Annotated in this window: 17 protein-coding genes and 1 pseudogene; 10 read left to right on the plus strand and 8 right to left on the minus strand. The window is 72.7% G+C overall.

What is annotated here, in order from left to right; all coding sequences use genetic code 11:
* Positions 1–206 precede the first annotated feature (206 nt).
* Complete coding sequence (locus FNH09_RS23055; protein WP_152891020.1) at positions 207–746, plus strand: hypothetical protein; 540 nt, start codon at positions 207–209, stop codon at positions 744–746.
* 48 nt (positions 747–794) lie between these two features.
* Here the strand turns inward: FNH09_RS23055 and FNH09_RS23060 are convergent, their stop codons facing one another.
* From FNH09_RS23060 to FNH09_RS23070, 3 genes are read right to left on the minus strand one after another with little or no spacing between them, the layout of a single operon-like run.
* Positions 795–1,550, minus strand: coding sequence for an amino acid ABC transporter ATP-binding protein (locus FNH09_RS23060; protein ID WP_202919731.1), 756 nt, complete (start codon positions 1,548–1,550; stop codon positions 795–797).
* Entirely contained in the window at positions 1,547–2,482 is a 936-nt protein-coding gene (locus FNH09_RS23065) for an ABC transporter permease subunit (protein WP_162468966.1), read from the minus strand. The genes FNH09_RS23060 and FNH09_RS23065 overlap by 4 nt, the downstream gene beginning before the upstream one ends.
* The gene (locus tag FNH09_RS23070) at positions 2,479–3,363 is read right to left on the minus strand and encodes an ABC transporter substrate-binding protein (RefSeq protein WP_152891022.1); all 885 of its coding nucleotides are present in this window, start codon (positions 3,361–3,363) and stop codon (positions 2,479–2,481) included. The genes FNH09_RS23065 and FNH09_RS23070 overlap by 4 nt, the downstream gene beginning before the upstream one ends.
* A gap of 348 nt (positions 3,364–3,711) precedes the next feature.
* Here FNH09_RS23070 and FNH09_RS23075 point away from each other — a divergent pair, with 348 nt between their 5' ends.
* The gene (locus FNH09_RS23075; protein ID WP_338017657.1) at positions 3,712–4,533 is read left to right on the plus strand and encodes an SAM-dependent methyltransferase; all 822 of its coding nucleotides are present in this window, start codon (positions 3,712–3,714) and stop codon (positions 4,531–4,533) included.
* A gap of 54 nt (positions 4,534–4,587) precedes the next feature.
* On the opposite strand, the gene FNH09_RS23080 is transcribed toward FNH09_RS23075, so the two are convergent.
* Positions 4,588–5,670, minus strand: a complete 1,083-nt coding sequence (locus FNH09_RS23080) for a hypothetical protein (RefSeq protein WP_152891024.1) — start codon at positions 5,668–5,670, stop codon at positions 4,588–4,590.
* Positions 5,671–5,857: 187 nt separating this feature from the next.
* Here FNH09_RS23080 and FNH09_RS23085 point away from each other — a divergent pair, with 187 nt between their 5' ends.
* Together FNH09_RS23085 and FNH09_RS23090 are read left to right on the plus strand one after the other, a co-directional pair.
* Positions 5,858–6,517 carry a hypothetical protein gene (locus tag FNH09_RS23085; RefSeq protein WP_152891026.1) on the plus strand — a complete coding sequence of 220 codons (660 nt, stop codon included), beginning with the start codon at positions 5,858–5,860 and terminating at the stop codon, positions 6,515–6,517.
* Between the two features lie 38 nt (positions 6,518–6,555).
* Positions 6,556–7,287 carry a YcnI family protein gene (locus FNH09_RS23090; RefSeq protein ID WP_152891028.1) on the plus strand — a complete coding sequence of 244 codons (732 nt, stop codon included), beginning with the start codon at positions 6,556–6,558 and terminating at the stop codon, positions 7,285–7,287.
* A 111-nt stretch (positions 7,288–7,398) separates the two neighbouring features.
* Here the strand turns inward: FNH09_RS23090 and FNH09_RS23095 are convergent, their stop codons facing one another.
* Entirely contained in the window at positions 7,399–8,166 is a 768-nt protein-coding gene (locus FNH09_RS23095) for a CDP-alcohol phosphatidyltransferase family protein (protein ID WP_162468967.1), read from the minus strand.
* Between the two features lie 107 nt (positions 8,167–8,273).
* On the opposite strand from FNH09_RS23095, the gene FNH09_RS23100 reads away from it, so the two are divergent.
* The 5 genes and pseudogenes from FNH09_RS23100 to FNH09_RS48750 form a co-directional block, all read left to right on the plus strand.
* Entirely contained in the window at positions 8,274–9,254 is a 981-nt protein-coding gene (locus FNH09_RS23100; protein ID WP_152891030.1) for a zinc-dependent alcohol dehydrogenase, read from the plus strand.
* A gap of 114 nt (positions 9,255–9,368) precedes the next feature.
* A complete protein-coding gene (locus FNH09_RS23105; protein ID WP_152891032.1) occupies positions 9,369–9,767 on the plus strand; it encodes a 6-pyruvoyl trahydropterin synthase family protein in 399 nt (132 codons plus the stop codon).
* A gap of 65 nt (positions 9,768–9,832) precedes the next feature.
* The gene (locus FNH09_RS23110) at positions 9,833–11,005 is read left to right on the plus strand and encodes a glycosyltransferase family 4 protein (protein WP_375970015.1); all 1,173 of its coding nucleotides are present in this window, start codon (positions 9,833–9,835) and stop codon (positions 11,003–11,005) included.
* Positions 11,002–12,099, plus strand: coding sequence for a class I SAM-dependent methyltransferase (locus FNH09_RS23115; RefSeq protein WP_152891034.1), 1,098 nt, complete (start codon positions 11,002–11,004; stop codon positions 12,097–12,099). Before FNH09_RS23110 ends, FNH09_RS23115 begins: the two co-directional genes overlap by 4 nt.
* Positions 12,096–13,253 (plus strand): annotated as a pseudogene (locus FNH09_RS48750) (lysylphosphatidylglycerol synthase transmembrane domain-containing protein); the annotation flags it as partial. The gene FNH09_RS23115 and the pseudogene FNH09_RS48750, both read left to right, overlap by 4 nt.
* Positions 13,254–13,435: 182 nt before the next feature.
* Here FNH09_RS48750 and FNH09_RS23125 read toward each other — a convergent pair.
* Positions 13,436–14,242: a creatininase family protein gene (locus FNH09_RS23125; protein ID WP_152891038.1), complete on the minus strand. Its 807-nt coding sequence runs from the start codon at positions 14,240–14,242 to the stop codon at positions 13,436–13,438.
* A gap of 38 nt (positions 14,243–14,280) precedes the next feature.
* On the opposite strand from FNH09_RS23125, the gene ribA reads away from it, so the two are divergent.
* Complete coding sequence (gene ribA / locus FNH09_RS23130) at positions 14,281–14,940, plus strand: GTP cyclohydrolase II (protein ID WP_152891040.1); 660 nt, start codon at positions 14,281–14,283, stop codon at positions 14,938–14,940.
* 124 nt (positions 14,941–15,064) lie between these two features.
* On the opposite strand, the gene FNH09_RS23135 is transcribed toward ribA, so the two are convergent.
* Together FNH09_RS23135 and FNH09_RS23140 are read right to left on the minus strand one after the other, a co-directional pair.
* Complete coding sequence (locus tag FNH09_RS23135; protein WP_152891043.1) at positions 15,065–16,294, minus strand: serine hydrolase domain-containing protein; 1,230 nt, start codon at positions 16,292–16,294, stop codon at positions 15,065–15,067.
* A gap of 66 nt (positions 16,295–16,360) precedes the next feature.
* Positions 16,361–17,251 (minus strand): MFS transporter (locus tag FNH09_RS23140; RefSeq protein WP_152891045.1); only part of this gene is annotated, 891 nt, incomplete at its 5' end.

The following is a 17,251-nucleotide window of genomic DNA, read 5'->3' on the forward strand; positions in this document are numbered from 1 at the left end:
GGAACAGCGTGCGCAGAACAGTGCAGAGAACGTGCTGTCCCGTGCAGGCCGGGGCCGGACTCGGTCGCATCGTCACGGACGAGCGGCGTGCTCACACGATCGGATGACAATGGTGGCGGCGGGCACGCGGGTCGGCCGCGGTCCGTTGGTTCGTGTGACGGGGAGCGTCCGGCGTTTCCCGCCACCGACGACCACGGGGGGGTCTGATGAGCTTGCAGTTCCAGCGCAACGACGACGGCACACTCACCGGGCACAACACCGAGACGGGTTTCACCGTCACCTCGGCCGACGAGGAGGAGGTACGACGGTCACTGCACGAGGACGCCGGGTGGGAGTACACCCCACCGCCGTCCCCGGCGGCCCCCGGCTTCCACCGCTTCGCCCTGGTGCACGACGAGTTCGGCGACGGCGCCTTCGGTCACGAACGCTACGAGGGCCTGCGGCTGCGGCCGCCGAGCGGCTGTGAACCGGTCGACTGGGGAGGGTTCGCCCTGAAGTGCGAGCGGCCGGGGCGGACCCTGCTGGAGGCCGTGTCCGACACCGTGACGGAGATCCGCCGCGCCCACGGGCTGGTGATGAACAGCCTCGGCGTCGAGGACCCCGGCGAATGGCTGGGCGACGACAAGGACGGTTACGGGGCGCAGATCGTCGCGCATCTGATGCTGATGGCCGCCCACCGCGCTGCCCTCCTCGGCTACGGCAGGAAGGACCTGGTGCGGCTCCTGGACGCGGCGGGAGCCGTGTAGGGCGGGACAAGGAGTACACCCGCCGTCCCAGGGCGCCGTCGCGGCCCCTCACAAACGGCCCGCCTCCACGATCCGCCGCAGGAAGCGCCGTGTACGGTCCTGCTGAGGGTTACCGAAGACCCGCTCCGCGGTGCCGCGCTCCAGCACCACGCCCGAGTCCAGGAAACAGACCTGGTCGGCGACCTCGCGGGCGAAGCCCATCTCGTGCGTCGCCAGCACCATGGTCATGCCGTCGCCCTTGAGGTCGCGCACGACGTTCAGCACCTCGCCGACCAGCTCCGGGTCGAGGGCCGCGGTGATCTCGTCGAGCAGCAGCAGCCGAGGCCGTACGGCGAGGGCGCGTGCGATCGCCACGCGCTGCTGCTGGCCGCCGCTGAGCCGGTCCGGGTACTCACCCGCCTTCGCGCCCAGACCGAGCCGTTCCAGCAGCTCCCGGGCCCGTGCCTCGGCCTCGGCGCGGGAGACGCCGTGCACCCGGCGCGGGGCGAGCGTGATGTTCGCCAGCACCGTCATGTGAGGGAACAGGTTGTACGCCTGGAAGACCACGCCGATCCGGCGCCGCACCGCGTCCTGGTCGGCGCGCGGGTCGGTGATCTCCTCGCCGTCCAGCCAGATCGCGCCGTCGTCGATGTCCTCCAGGAGGTTGGCGCACCGCAGCAGCGTCGACTTGCCGGAGCCGGAGGCGCCGATCAGCGCGGTCACCGTGTGCGGGGCGACCTCCAGGTCGACGTCCCGCAGGACGACCACGTCGCCGAAGGTCTTGCGGACGGACTCCATCCGCAGCACCGGAACGTCGTCGCTCATGTCGTTCCTCCTTGCGCCCGCCGACGGTCCATCCGGGCCGTCACCCAGTCCGTGAAGCGGGTCATCGGGATGGTCAGGGCGACGAACACCAGCCCGGCCACGATGTACGGCGTGTAGTTGAGGCTGCGGCCCACGACGATGTCCGCCGCGCGCACCGCGTCGACCGCGCCACCGATCGACACCAGACCGGTGTCCTTCTGCAGGGACACCAGGTCGTTCAGCAGCGGCGGCACCTGGCGGCGCACGGCCTGCGGCAGCACGACGTACCGCAGCGCCTGCCGGTTCGACAGGCCCAGGGAGCGGGCCGCGGCGCGCTGGGAGGGGTGCACCGACTCGATGCCGGCACGGAACACCTCGGCGACGTACGCCGAGTACGTCAGTGTCAGCGCCGTGCCGCCGAGGAGCACCGGGTCGACCGTGACGCCCTGGAGCCGCAGCGCCGGGACGCCCAGGACCACGATCATCAGGTTGATGATCAGCGGCAGCCCGCGGAAGAAGTCCGTGTAGGCGGCCGTCAGCACCCGCAGCGGGAAGAACACCGGGCCGCGCAGGGTGCGGGCGACGGCGATGAGCATGCCGAGGACCAGCACGGCGGCCCCGCAGACCAGCAGCAGCCGCAGGTTCAGCCAGAGGCCCTCCAGGACCTTGGGGAACGCCTCGCGCGCGTACTCCCCGCTGAAGAAGGTCTCCTTGGTGCGCGGCCAGCCGGGTGCGCCGACGACGAGCAGGCACAGGGCGGCCCCGGTGACCAGGGTCGAGAGGGCTGCGATCGCCGTGGCGCGGCGGGCCCGGGCTCGCCGGTACCGCTCGCGTTCGAGCCGGCGCGGCGACGGGACGTACGGGTCCGCCGCGCCGGATGGGTCGTTCGCCCCGCGCCCGTCGTCCTCGTCGTCGCCGCCGTCACGGGCGGACTCGTCCTTGACGACGGTCACTTGAGCACCGGGGCGTCGACCGCGTCGGAGAGCCACCGCTGCTCGATCTTCGCCAGGGTGCCGTCCTTGTGCAGCGCGTCCACGGCTTCCGTCACGCAGGAGGTGAGCGCACTGCCCTTGTCCAGCACCAGGCCGAACTGCTCCGGGGCGCCGCCCCGGTTCTCGAACTGGCCGACGATCTCGGCGTCGGTCACCTCGGCGGCGGTGATGTAGAACGCGGTCGGCAGGTCGACCACGATCGCGTCGACCTGCCCGTTCTTCAGCGCCGACTTGGCCTGGTCGTTCTTGCCGTAGACGGCGGCGTCCCGGGTCGGCTTCACGACGTCCTCGATGTAGTCGAGGCTCGTCGTGCCCACCTGGGCGCCCAGCTTGAGGCCCTTGAGGTCCGCGATGCCTTTAGCCTTCGCGGCCGAGGATCCCTTCAGCGCGATGACGGCCTGGCGTACGTCGTAGTAGCCGGACGAGAAGTCCACGGCCTTCTTGCGTTCGTCGCTGATGGAGACCTGGTTGATGTCGAAGTCGAAGGTCTTCTCACCCGGTGCGAAGGCCTTGTTGAACGGCACCCGCTCCCAGACCACGGCGCCCTCGCCGTACCCCAACTTCTTCGCCACGGCGTACGCGACGGCCGACTCGAAGCCCTCCCCGCCGGACGGGTCGTCGTCCTTGAACCACGGCTCGTAGGCGGGCTGGTCGGTGGCGATCGTCAGCTTGCCGGAGGTCTTCGTGGCCAGCTTGCTCTTGGCGCACGCAGTGCCGGTCGAGCCGGAGGACTTGGCGGACGGGTCGGCCTCGGGCTGCGGGGCGCAGCCGACCGTGGTCGCGAGGAGGGCGACGGTGGCGCCGGCGAGGACGCGGCGCAGAACACGAGGGGTGAGGGACATGGCGGGAGGGTGGCAGCGATCTCCCCGGTTTGTCGAGGGCATTCCGTGATAATCCGCATGGTGGGAACGGGTGTTGCAGTCTCGTGAACATGTGGGCGAGAGCAGCCGGACCGCGGGTCGGGGCGGGGGAGCGAGAACCGGCGGCCCGATCCGACGCCGGAAGTCCGCGCCTGGAGGGGCAACAGCCGAACTCGGCTCAGAATCGCCCCAACTCGCCGGCGTAGTAAGGGTTTTCTGGCCAGCCCGTACTCCGGTCGCCTACGGTGATGCCGTCGGTCGGCCGTTCCGGTGCGGCGGCCGGCACGGATACGGGGCGAGGGCCCGTCACACACAGTCGAGGAGAAAACGGTGTCGGTCGAGTCGGCCTCGGGGCTGGTGCCCATAGATTCCAGCAGGCCGCACCCTGCCCGTATGTACGACTACTACCTCGGCGGCAAGGACCACTACGTGGTGGACGCCGAGGCGGCCGAGCAGGTGCTCGAGCACACCCCGGACGCCCGCAGATTCGCCCACGCCAACCGGCTGTTCATGCACCGGGCGGTGCGAGTGCTGACCCGCGAGCACGGGGTGCGGCAGTTCCTCGACATAGGCACCGGTGTGCCGACCGAGCCGAACCTGCACCAGGTCGCGCAGGCCGAGGCCGCGGAGTGCCGGGTGTTCTACGCCGACAACGACCCGATCGTGCTGGCCCACGCGCGGGCCCTGCTGCGCGGAACCCCCGAGGGCCGGATCGCCTATGTACAGGCGGACGTGCGGGAGCCGAAGTCCATCCTGGAGTCCTACGAGGCCCGGAACACGCTGGACTTCGACCGGCCGATCGCGCTGAGCCTGTGCGCCCTGATGCACTTCGTGCCGGACGAGCACGGCGCGTACGAGGTGGTGGGGGAACTGGTCGACGCACTGCCGTCCGGCAGCTTCCTCGTCCTCAGCCACGGCACCACCGACTTCGACCCGGAGGGCATGGCCCGCACCCAGGACGTGTACGTCCGTGCGGGCATCCCGATCCAACTGCGGTCCAAGGCCCGGATAGCCCGCTTCTTCGACGGGTTGGAACTGCTGCCGCCGGGGCTGGCCGTGACGCACCGCTGGCACCCGGAGCCGGACCAGCCGCTGGCCGACCTCACCGACGCCCAGGCCGGTTTCTACGGAGGAGTGGCCCGCAAGCCATGACCTCCCCGCCTGACCTCCCCGCCCGCCAGTCTGTCCGGCGGGCGAGCGGTCCGGTCAGCGGATCAGGACCAGAACGAGGATCGCGAGGGCGACGACCGCGCCCGCGATCACCGACGCCTTCCACCGGCCCTCCTGCGACAGCCGGCCCACGGCTCTGAGGCGTCCGTCGGCGCCCCGGAAGACGTAGAACTCCCGGTGGGGGGAGCCGGGCAGCCTCGCCGTGACGACTGTCAGACGCCTGAGGACGACCTGCCGTTGCCTCTCGTCCTTCCGATGTCGCAGGTGCGGCTCAAGGGCCGTGCGCTGGTCGAGGGAGAGGTCGCCGGGCAGAGGGTCGCCCGTGTCGAGGCGATCCTCCTGCCAGCCGCCGGCGTTCAGTTCCGACCCGATTCGCCTGGGTCGTGGGACGGGGGGAGTTATGGTTTCGGGATGCCGGGTCCACTTGATCCGTCCCGCGGTCCAGGACGTCAGGTTCCCGTGTCCCTCGCATGTGGTGCACTTGACGGTGCCCGTGCGGCTGCACGATGCGCACGGGATGCGTCCGGTCGCCTCGCACTGCGGACACCTGACCTTCCCCCAGCCCCGGCAGCCGGGGCACGCGCTGTCGGGTGTGTGGCATCCCTCACAGGTCACCCGTTCCTCAGGGCGGTCGGCTCTGCCCGGCTTGCGAGGTCTGGGCGGGGTGCTCGGCAGACCGCCGTGCTTGAGGTACTGCGTGCACATGGTGACGCCCTGGCAGGCGGCGCACACCTGGGCGGGTTCACAGGGGCGGTACGTCATGCCCCGGCAGTCGGCACACTGCCGCCGGCCGTTGCCGCAGTCGCAGGAACGAAGGTGCACCGTGCCGCGTCTGACCAGGTCGAGCGGCCGGTCGAGCGGTGACTCGCCGGGACCGAGTTTGTAGTCCCCCAGCACGTCGTAGGTCGGCCGGTCCGAGAGGTCGATGGTTCCCGGCCGGTGCCGCGTCTGCTCGGTGCGGTCCTCGGTGCGGCGGGTGATCGTGCCCTCGAGGAGGTGTGAGCGGGTGAGCAGGAGGTCCTCCAGGGCCGGAGCGGGGTGCCTCCTCCGGCCGAAGCGCGTCAGGTGCGCGCCGATCACCGCACGTACCTCCTCGTCGGACGGATCGTCTGCCGCCACGGCGTCACTCCCCCCAGTCGATCCCCTCCCACCCGGTACGGGCGGGAACCGGTGCCGAGCGGAACAAGTGTGGCGGGAGCGGGTCGGCAGCAAAAGGGCGCGGAGACGGCGCGGGGACGAGCGAGCCGGGCCCTGAACCCCGGCAGGGCGCCACGCGGACGAGCCCTGCGTGGGAGGATCGCTGACCATGAGTGCCTCCCCGGCCATCCGGAGCCTGCGTGCCGCGGTGTTCGCCGCGGTGTGCGTGCTGCTCGCCGTGGCCGGGCACGGGCTCGCCGCCGGGGGCACGCCGCCGCTGTGGGCGGACGGCGCCGGGTTCCTCGTCGTCTTCGCGGCCGGATGGCTGCTCGGCGGCCGGGAACGGACCCTGCCGGGTATCACCGCGGCCATGCTCGCCGTGCAGGCCGGACTGCACACCGTGTTCTCCCGGACCATCATCACTGCCGAGCCGGTCATGCGGATGACCCGAACGCATATGGGTCAGATGCATATGGGCTCGATGCATATGAGCCCGACGCAAATGGGTCATATGCGCATGGCTCAGATGCACGGCCTCACGGCCCCGCATCCGCACGCCATGACCCCGCACGCGGTCCTCGCGCATGTGCTCGCCGCGCTCGTCGCCTCCTGGTGGCTGCGGCGCGGGGAGGCCGCCCTGTGGTCGTTGCTGCGGCGGGCGGTCGCCCTGCTGCCCGGGCTCGCGGCCTGGTGGGGCGGCCCGTCGGCACCGTTCCTCCGGCCCGCCGCCGATTGCGTGCCTGCGGATGCGGTACCACCGCTGGCGCTGTTGCTCCGGCACGCGGTGAGCCGCCGGGGGCCGCCCACCCGGATCCCGTACACCGTCTGACCCCGTCACTTCACTCCCGTACGGAGATCCACTCACCCATGTCCAAGAACCGCACCACCACCCTGCGCCGCGCCGGTCTCGGCGCCGTGCTCGCCGTCGCCGGCGTCCTGGCGGCGGCCGGGGCCGCCTCCGCGCATGTCACCGTCCACCCCGAGAGCTACGCCAAGGGCGCCACCGACGGCCTCCTCACCTTCCGTGTCCCCAACGAGGACGACTCCGTCAGCACCACGAAGGTGCAGGTGTACCTGCCGACCGACCATCCCGTCCTCGGTGTGCTGGTTCGCCCGCACGACGGCTGGACGCCGAAGGTGACCACCACGAAGCTCAAGACGCCGGTCAGGACGGACGACGGCACCATCACCGAGGCCGTCTCCGAGATCACCTGGACCGGCGGGAAGATCGGTGCCGGCGGGTTCGAGGACTTCGACGTCGCTTTCGGCCAACTGCCCGACGACACCGATGCGCTGACGTTCAAGGCGCTCCAGACCTACTCCGACGGCAAGGTCGTCCGTTGGATCGAGCAGGCCGCGGAGGGCGCGGACGAGCCGGAGAACCCGGCACCGGTGGTCAAGCTGACGGCGGGTGACGAGAGCGGCGCGACCCCGGCCGCGAAGGGCTCCGCGCCGACCGCCCCCGGCAGCACCTCCGAGGCCGCCTCCGGCAGTGACTCCACCGCGCGCGGTCTGGGCATCGCCGGTCTGGTCGTCGGCGTGCTCGGGCTGGCCGCGGCGGCCTTCGCGGTCGTACGGACGCGCTCCACACGTTCGTAGCGACAAAGGCGCCGAACGCCGAAGGGCCCGGACCACCAGCGGTGGTCCGGGCCCTTCGGCCGTCCGTTCGTCCGGGATGAGCCGACGGACGGGCGGACGGGGGTCGTACGGTCAGTGCGCGGCCAGTTCCAGCACCTTCTGCTCGGCGCGGGCGGTCTGCTCGGGCCGGCGCGAGGTCGCCCACAGCCAGAGCACGTCACGGCCGAACGACCACACCAGCAGCGCCAGCGCCAGCAGTGCCACCCCGAAGTCGGCCGCGTACGGCAGGAGCCCGGAGCCCGCCAGCAGCAACAGGATGCCCTGGAGCGCGGCGACCGTCTTGCGGGCGGTGCTCGGCGGCAGCGCGTTGTTCAGCCACGGCCACACCCGGGCGGCGGCGACGAAGGCGTAGCGCATACCGCCGATGAGCAGCACCCAGGGGCCGACCTCCATGGAGACGTAGACGCTCAGCACCAGGATCAGGAACGCGTCGACCTCCATGTCGAAGCGGGCGCCCAGCGCGGTCGAGGTGCCGGTGCGGCGGGCCACCTTGCCGTCGACGCCGTCCAGGATCAGGGCGACGGCGGTCAGACCGACCAGGAGGGTGACCGGCGGCGTGCTCTCGAAGGAGTCGGCGACCAGCGCGGTCACTCCGCCGACCAGGGTCGCGCGGCCGAGGGTGACCCGGTTGGCGGGGCCGAAGGAGCGCAGTCCGGAGCGGTGCAGGGCGCGGGAGAGCACCGCCCAGGTCGCGATCGCGAACGTCAGACCGGTCACCCAGCCCGCCGGGCCCATCCCGATCGCCGTGCCGAGCAGGGCCAGCAACAGGATCTGTACGCCCGCTCCCACAGCGGTCTCCTGCTGGACCAGCCTTGCGTCGTAAGTGTTGTTCAGGGCCACCGCACATCCTCCGGCCGAGTGACAGAGTCGATCAACGCCGCGTACTGTGCGCGGCCTGTGCACATCTCGGTACGTGAACAACGTGTCGATCGTTCAGGAGGATGCCGATGAACCGTTCCGCCCGCGCCTTCTGGCTCCGCTCACCGGGTCACGGCGAGGTCCGTGAACTCACCCTCGCGGAGCCCGCCGAGGACGAGGTGGTGGTGCGGTCGCTGTGGTCCGGGATCAGCCGCGGCACGGAGACACTGGTCTTCCGCGGCGGTGTCCCGGCCAGTCAGCACGCCGTCATGCGGGCGCCGTTCCAGGAGGGCGACTTCCCCGGACCGGTCAAGTACGGCTACCTCAACGTCGGCGTGGTCGAGGAGGGCCCCGAGGAGCTGACCGGCCGTACGGTCTTCTGCCTCTACCCGCACCAGACGCGTTACGTCGTTCCGGTGAGCGCCGTGACCGTGGTGCCGGACGGCGTGCCCGCCGAGCGGGCGGTGCTCGCCGGCACGGTGGAGACGGCCGTGAACGCGCTCTGGGACGCGGCCCCCCTGGTCGGCGACCGGATTGCCGTGGTCGGCGGCGGCATGGTCGGCTGCTCGGTGGCCGCCCTGCTCGCCCGCTTCCCGGGCGTGCGCGTGCAACTCGTCGACGCCGACCCGGCGCGCGCCGCGGTGGCCGAGGCGCTCGGCGTCGGCTTCGCCGGCCCCGATCAGGCCCTCGGCGAGTGCGACCTCGTCGTGCACGCCAGCGCCACCGAGCAGGGCCTCGCCCGGTCCCTGGAACTGCTCCGCGCCGAGGGCACGGTGATCGAGCTGAGCTGGTACGGGGACCGCAGGGTCGCCCTGCCGCTCGGCGAGGCCTTCCACTCCCGTCGGCTCACCGTCCGCGGCAGCCAGGTCGGCACCGTCTCCCCGGCCCGAGCGAACCGCAGTTACGCCGACCGGCTGGCCCTTGCCCTGGACCTCCTCGCCGACCCGGCGCTGGACGCGCTGATCACCGGCGAGTCCGCCTTCGAGGACCTTCCGGAGGTGATGCCGAGGCTCGCCTCCGGGGAGATTCCGGCACTCTGCCACCGCGTCCGGTACGACAAGAGCGCCTGACCTGAGAAAAGAGTGAGAGAGGGCTGAACACGGGGAAGCGAAGAGCCGTACTACACGGCATCCCCGGCGCGCTTCGGCCGGGGACCAGACGCGCCGCACCTGGAGGGTCGTCCGTTGTTCAGTGTCACCGTCCGCGATCACATCATGATCGCCCACAGCTTCCGCGGTGAGGTCTTCGGACCCGCGCAGCGCCTGCACGGAGCTACGTTCCTGGTGGACGCCACCTTCCGGCGCGAGGAGCTGGACGACGACAACATCGTCGTCGACATCGGCCTGGCCACCCAGGAACTCGGTGCCATCACCAGCGAGCTGAACTTCAGAAACCTCGACAACGAGCCGGACTTCGCCGGGATCAACACCTCGACGGAGTTCCTGGCCAAGGTCGTCGCCGACCGGCTGGCCGAGCGGGTCCACCTGGGCGCGCTCGGCGAGGGCGCCCGGGGCCTGACGGGCATCTCCGTCACCCTGCACGAGTCGCACGTCGCGTGGGCGAGTTACGAGCGTGCCCTGTGACCGACACGACCGTCGGGCACACGCCCCTCGCCTACGTGCCCGCACAGACGGTGCCCGCACAGACGGTGCCCGCACAGACGGTGCCCGCACAGACGGTGCCCGCACAGACCGCGGCCCGGAAGAACGGCGAGATCATCCCCATGTCCCTGCGCTCCGTGCACTTCGTGCTGCCGGGCGGTGTCGACGACCCGGCCGCGCCCAGCGGCGGCAACGCCTACGACCGGCGGGTCAGCCTGGACCTGCCCGGCTTCGGCTGGCAGGTCCACCAGCACGCCGTGCCCGGCAGCTGGCCCCGCCCGGCGGCCGCCGCCCGTACCGAACTGGCCCGCACGCTCAGCCAGCTGCCCGACGGAGCGGTGGTCCTGCTGGACGGGATCGTCGCCTGCGGTGTCCCCGAGATCATCGTCCCGGAGGCCGAACGGCTGCGGCTCGCCGTCCTCGTGCACCTTCCGCTCGGTGACGAGACCGGTCTCGCCGCCGAGGTGGCCGCCGACCTGGACGCCCGCGAGCGCACGGTCCTGCGGGCGGTGTCCGCGGTCATCGCCACCAGTGACTGGGCGGTCCGCCGCCTGGTCTCGCACCACGGCCTCGCTCCCGACCGGGTCCATGTCGCCGCCCCCGGCGCCGACATCGCCCCCCTCGCCTCCGGCACCGACGGCGTCTCCCGGCTGCTGTGCGTCGCCGCGGTCACCCCGCGCAAGGGGCAGCACCGGCTGGTCGAGGCGCTGGCCGCGGCGGCCGACCTGCCGTGGAGCTGCGTGTGCGTCGGCGGGCTCGGCCAGGACCCCGAGTACGTCGCCCATCTGCGGAACCTGATCCGCGAGCACGGCCTGGAGGACCGGCTCCACCTCGCCGGACCGCAGGCCGGAGCCGAACTCGACGCCAGCTACGCGGCCGCCGACCTGATGGTCCTCACCTCCTACGCCGAGACGTACGGCATGGCGGTCACCGAGGCCCTCGCGCGCGGCATCCCGGTGCTGGCGACCGACGTCGGCGGCCTCCCGGAGGCCGTGGGCCGCGCCCCCGACGGAGGTGTCCCCGGCATCCTCGTCCCGCCGGAGGACCCCGCCGCGCTCGCCGCCGAACTGCGCGGCTGGTTCGGCGAGGCGGACGTACGGCGCCGGCTCAAGGCCGCGGCCCGCGGCCGCCGGGCCTCCCTCGGCGGCTGGGCGGCGACCGCCAAGACCCTCGCCGGTGTACTGGGCCGGCTCCCGAGCGAACCCCGGAGGGCGGCATGAGGAAGACGACGGCCACACCGGCGGACCTGGCGCGGCGCGTGCGGGCCATCCCGCCGCAGCCCGGACCACGGGAAGCGGCGGACACGGTGGAAGCGATCGGTACGGGAGCTGTGGTGGACGCAACGGGAACGACGGTCGCGACGGACCCGGTGACCGGGACGGACCCGGTGACCGAGACGGACACGGTGATCGCGGGCGCCGGGCCGGTCGGCCGGTCCGAGGAGCGGGCCACCGTACGGCTGCGGGAGGGCGGCCCCGACGAACCGCCGCGGTACGCCCCCGAATGGCTGGAGCTGCGCGAGGGCGCCGACGCCGCGGCGCGGTCGCTGGACCTGCTGGACCCGCTGCGCGTGCGGCTCGCCAACCTGCCCGGCCGGGCCGGGTCCGTCATCCACGACCTGGGCTGCGGCACCGGCTCCATGGGCCGCTGGCTCGCCCCCCGCCTCGACGGCGCTCAGCACTGGATCCTGCACGACCGCGATCCCTACCTGCTGCACTTCGCCGCCGTGGCCTCCCCGCGGTCGGCCGCCGACGGCAGCCGGGTCACCGTCGAGACGCGGCGCGGCGACGTCGCCCGGCTGACCCCGGACGCCCTGGTCGGCGCCTCGCTGGTGACGGCCTCGGCACTGCTGGACGTCCTCACCCGTGAGGAGGTCGACACCCTGGCCGCGGCCTGCGCGGGCGCCGGGTGCCCGGCACTGCTGACGCTCTCCGTCGCAGGGCGCGTCGAACTCAGCCCCGCCGACCCGCTGGACGCGGAGATCACCGCGGCCTTCAACGCCCACCAGCGGCGCGACGGGCTGCTGGGACCCGACGCCGTCACGGCCGCCTGCGAGGCCTTCGCCGAACACGGCGCGACGGTGAAGCTGCACCCGAGCGCCTGGCGGCTCGGCCCCGACGAGCGCGCGCTGACCGCCCAGTGGCTGCGTGGCTGGGTCGGTGCCGCCGTCGAGGAACGCCCCGAACTCGCCGAACGCGCCGAGGCCTACCTCGCGGACCGGCTCGCCGCCTGCGCGGCCGGCGAGCTGGACGTCGTCGTCCACCACAGCGACCTGCTGGCACTGGCCCGGCCGACAGGCGGAGCGGCGTCATGACCGCGGAGACGGCGGGCGCGGTCGTGCCCGCGGCGGCACGACCGGTGCTGCGGACCGGTGCGGGCCGTACGACGGTACCGGCCGCCGCGGCCGGGTCCCGGACCCGCGCCGAGGTGAACGGGTCCGAGGCCCGCCACACGGCAGACCAGGCCGACTCGGCCGTACGCGGCGAGCAGCCCGTACGCGCCGAGGCGGCCGAGGGCGGCGAGCGGTCCGTGCCCGCCGACCCCGTACGGGCCGAGCGCGCCGCCGCACCCGCGGCGGACGCCGATGCGCCCGCCGTCTCCGCGCCCGCCGTCTCCGCGAAGCGTTCCCGGGCCGTCCTCGCCCGGTTCGACTCCCGGGCGCTGCGCACCCATCTGGGCACCGCCGTCGGAGTCGCCATCCTGGCCGTCCTGCTGTGGCGGCTGGGCACCGGTGTCTTCCTGGACGGACTGCGGCGGATCGACGCGATCACCCTGCTGCTGTCGGTCGTCATCGGCGCGGTCACCACGGTGTTCAGCGCCTGGCGCTGGGCCCTGGTCGCCCGGGGCCTGCGCATCGAGCTGCCGCTCGGCCCGGCGATCGCCGACTACTACCGGGCGCTGTTCCTGAACGCGGCCCTGCCCGGCGGCGTCCTCGGCGACGTCCACCGGGCCGTCCACCACGGGCGCAGCGCCGGTGACATCGGGCGCGGGGTGCGGGCGGTGGTGCTGGAGCGGGTCGCGGGACAGGTCGCGCTCACCGTGGCGGGCGTGACGGTCCTGCTGGCGCTGCCGTCCCCGGTCAGGGACGACGCCCGCCACCTCGCGCCCCTCGTCGGCCTCGGGCTGCTGGGCGTGCTGGCCGTCTTCGCCGCCCTGCGGATGAACCGCGCCCCCGCGCAGTCGCGTCGCGGGCGGGCGCTGCGCGCGACGCTCGCCGAGGCCCGGGAGGGACTGCTGTCCCGGCGCAACGGGCCGGGTGTCGCGCTGTCCTCGGCGGTCGTGCTGGCGGGCCACCTGACGATGTTCGTGCTGGCCGCCCGGGTGACCGGGTCGGGCGCGTCCGTCCCGGTGCTGCTGCCGCTGGCCGTGCTCGCCCTGGTCGCCATGGGCCTGCCGCTGAACGTCGGCGGCTTCGGTCCCCGCGAGGGCGTCACCGTCTGGGCGTTCGGCGCCGCCGGGCTCGGCGCGAGCAACGGGCTGGCCGTCGCCGTCGTGTACGGGGTGCTCAGCTTCGTCGCCGCCCTGCCGGGCGCGCTGGTGCTGGTCGTGCGCTGGTACCAGGGAGTGCGGGCGGGCGGCACGGCCCCGGCGGAGACGGCCGCCTGGACCGTCGTACCGGACCCGGCCGCCGGCCGCGTCCCCGACGAGCACTACCGCCCGTCGGCCGCCCCCGAGTCGGCCCCGCCCTCGCCGGATTCGGTGACATCGCGTCCGGTGAGCAAGGAGAAATACGCGCCGAAGGAATCGGTGAGGGCGGCCAGCAGTGCCTTTCCCTTTTCCGCGGAACCGAGGGACGGACGCCCGATGACACCGGAATCGGTATAGGCGGACATTCCCGTGGTGAGGAGATGACGACGGTCGTCCGCGACGAAATCGGCGGACTCGTAACCAGGACGGATCAATTCGGGATGAGCGTGCAGCAGGACGGAGGTCTCGATTTCTCCCGCGTGCATGTCGGTCAGCAGCGAGGTCTCCACCCCGGCCCGCTCCCGGGCCGCCTCCCAGTCCTCCACGGCCGGGAACAGCGCCATCCGCTCACCGCGCGCGGAGGCCTCCTGGACGACGTTGCCCAGCACGTAGTTGCCGCCGTGGCCGTTGACCACCACCAGGACCTCGACGCCCGACCGGCGCAGCGACTCGGCGATGTCCCGCACCACCGCGTGCAGGGTGGCCGCGGAGATGCTGACGGTCCCCGGCCAGGCGGCGTGCTCGTGCGAACAGGAGATCGTCACCGGCGGAAGGAGGTGCACCGGGTACGCCTCGGCGATGTCCCGGGCCACGGCACAGGCGATCAGGGTGTCGGTCGCCAGCGGCAGATACGCACCGTGCTGCTCGAAGCTGCCGACGGGAAGGACGGCGACCTGTGTTGAGCCGCCCGCCCCCCGCGTCCGTACGTCTTCCGTAGTGTCCGTCGGCACCAAGCCGTATGCCGCCGCACGCGCGCCCGAACCACTCATTTCTTCACGGCCTTTCGTCTCTGCTTAGGAATCAGATCATGACAGACAACATCGGCGTACTCGGCAAGAAGTCCCCACAGCGCACGGGCGTGGAACGCGTTGTGAATGCCCCGCTGCCCACCGTGTACGGGAAATTCCAGGCGATCGGTTACATGGACCACGACCGCGGCGACGAGCAAGTGGCCCTGGTCTACGGCGACATCGGCGCCGAGGGCGTGCTCACCCGGCTGCACTCGGAATGCCTGACGGGCGACGCGTTCGGCTCCCAGCACTGCGAGTGCGGCGACCAGCTCGCCGCCGCGCTGCGCGCCGTGGTCGCCGAAGGCAGCGGCATAGTCGTCTACTTGAGGGGTCACGAGGGCCGTGGCATCGGCCTGCTCGGCAAGCTGCGCGCGATGGCCCTCCAGGCGGAGGGGCTGGACACGGTCGAGGCGAACCTCGCGCTGGGCCTGCCGGTGGACGCCCGGGACTACGGGGTGGCCGCCGGGATCCTGAACGACCTCGGGGTGCGTTCCGTCCGCCTGATGTCCAACAACCCGCGCAAGCGCGAGGACTTGGTGCGGCACGGCATCCAGGTCGCCGAGACGGTGCCGCTGCTGATCCCGCCGTGCGAGAACAACATCACCTATCTCAGGACCAAGCGGGAGCGTCTCGACCACGTGCTGCCGCACCTCGACGCCGTGGCGCACTGGTCCTGACCCGCTCCATGCGGTGTCCCGAGGCGCCGACGACCGCGACAGCGGCGGCGAGCGCCGACGACGGTGTCGGCAACGGCCCCGGCTCATCCCATGCCGGGGCCGCCCGCCGGGCGGAGCCGCGTCGTCAGTGCGCGGCGGCCTCGTGCACCAGCCGCTTCAGGTCCTGGTAGAGCACGTGCGAGGACCGCGGGCGCACCTGGGTCAGGAACTGCACGCTCAGATCGCGGCTCGGGTCGACCCAGAACGTCGTCGTGGCCACCCCGCTCCAGCCGTACATGCCGAGACCGGTCGAGGCCTTGGTCCGGGCCGGGTCGACGACCACGGAGACGCCCAGACCGAAGCCGACGCCCTCGTTGCCCGGCTCGTCGTGGGCCGGGCGGCTGCCGAAGGTCCGCATGTCGACGCCGCCGGGCAGCTGATTGCTCGTCATGAGGTCCACGGTGTCGGCGGAGAGCAGCCGGACGCCGTCGAGTTCCCCGCGGCGGCGCAGCAGTTCGGTGAACCGGTGCACGTCGTACGCGCTCGCCACCATGCCCCCGCTGCCGGACAGGAACCGGGGCCGTCCGCGCAGCGGCAGCCCGGCGATCGGCTCGATACCGCCGTCGCCGGTCTCGCCGTACAGCTCCGCCAGCCGGCCCGCCTGGTCCGCGGGGACGCAGAACCCGGCGTCCGTCATCCCGAGCGGGCCGAAGACCCGCTCGGCGAGGAAGACGTCGAGCGGCTGCCCCGACACCACCTCGATCACCCGGCCCAGCACATTGGTGGCGACCGAGTAGTTCCACTCGGTGCCCGGCTCGAACTGCAACGGCAGACTCGCGTACACGTCGATCGTCTCCGCCAGGTCCGCGCCCGTCGGCACCGACGACTCCAGCCCGGCCGCCCGGTAGAGGGCGTCCACCGGGTGGGAGTGGTAGAAGGCGAAGGTCAGCCCCGCGGTGTGGGTGAGCAGATGGCGGATCAGGATCGGTCCGTCGGCGGGCCGGGTGCGCATCCCCTCGCCGGACCCGTCGACGTACACCTGCGGGTCGGCGAAGGCGGGCAGATGGCGGGCGACCGGGTCGTCGAGCGACAGCCGGCCCTCCTCCATCAGCATCAGCGCGGCGACGGTGGTGACCGGCTTGGTCATCGAGTAGATCCGGTACAGCGTGTCGGACTCGACGGGCAGACCGGCGGCGAGGTCGCGATGACCGTACGTGGTGAGGTGGGCGACGCGGCCGCCGCGGGAGACCGCCACGAGGTAGCCCGGCAGCCGGCCCTCCTCGACCTGCTGGACGAAGTGCCGGTCGAGCCGGTCCAGTGCCTTGGGGTCCAGTCCGACCTCACCCGGGTCGACCTCTTGTCGCAGCTGTGCCATCGTTCTCCTCCGGTCGCGCGCGTACGAGGTGCCGTCGGGCATACCCGGCCTCGACCACCTCGTTCCTCATGGTCGCGCAGGTATACGTGAACCGGACCCGTCGGTGCGATGTTCGGCCGGTGTCGTGACGGAACACACGGGCAGCGCCCGGGCCGCCAGCACTCCCGCCGCGGCCACCACCGCGAGGACGGGCAGCGGTGCGCGGCTCCCGCCGAGCGCCATGCACGTGGTCGCCACGGCCGTGCCCAGCACCGGGCCGACGTTCATCGCGGTCTGCTGGAGTCCGCCCGCCACCCCGGCCGACTCGGCCGGCGCGTGTCGTACGACGACATGGGTGCCCGCCACCATCACCGTGCCGAACCCGGCGCCCAGCAGCGCGAACCCGGCGCACAGCGCGGGCGTGCCGGTGGCCCGCCACAGCAGCAGGATCCCCGACGCGAGGAAGAGCGCCGCCGTCATGGTCGTACGCCTGGCGCCCCAGCGGCGCAGCAGTACGGCACAGGCGGGTGCGGCGGCCACCATCAGCGCGGCCAGCGGCAGGCTGACCAGGGCGCTGTGGAACGGGTCGAGACCGAGGTCGTACTGGAGGCGGTAGACGCAGGCGAACAGGGTGCCGTGCAGCGCGGCCGACGCGGCCACCAGAACGCCGAGGGCCGCCGCGACGGCGGGCGTGCCGACGACCGCCGACGGGACCAAGGGGTCCGAGGCGCCGCGCTCGTGGCGGACGAAGGCGGCCGCGGCGACGCCGGACGCGGCCAGGCCCAGACCGACGGCCGCCGTCCAGCCGGACTCCGGCAGTGCGACGAGCGAGTGGACCAGACAGACGAGGCAGACCGCGAGCAGCAGGGCGCCGGGCAGGTCCAGACTCCTCGGTGCGGCGGGTGCGGCGGGTGCGGCGGGTGCGGCGGGTGCGGCGGGTGCGGCGGGTGCGGCGGGTACTGCGCGTGCGGTTGGAGT

The organism is Streptomyces adustus, assembly GCF_009377175.1.
Taxonomy (GTDB): Bacteria; Actinomycetota; Actinomycetes; order Streptomycetales; family Streptomycetaceae; genus Streptomyces; species Streptomyces adustus.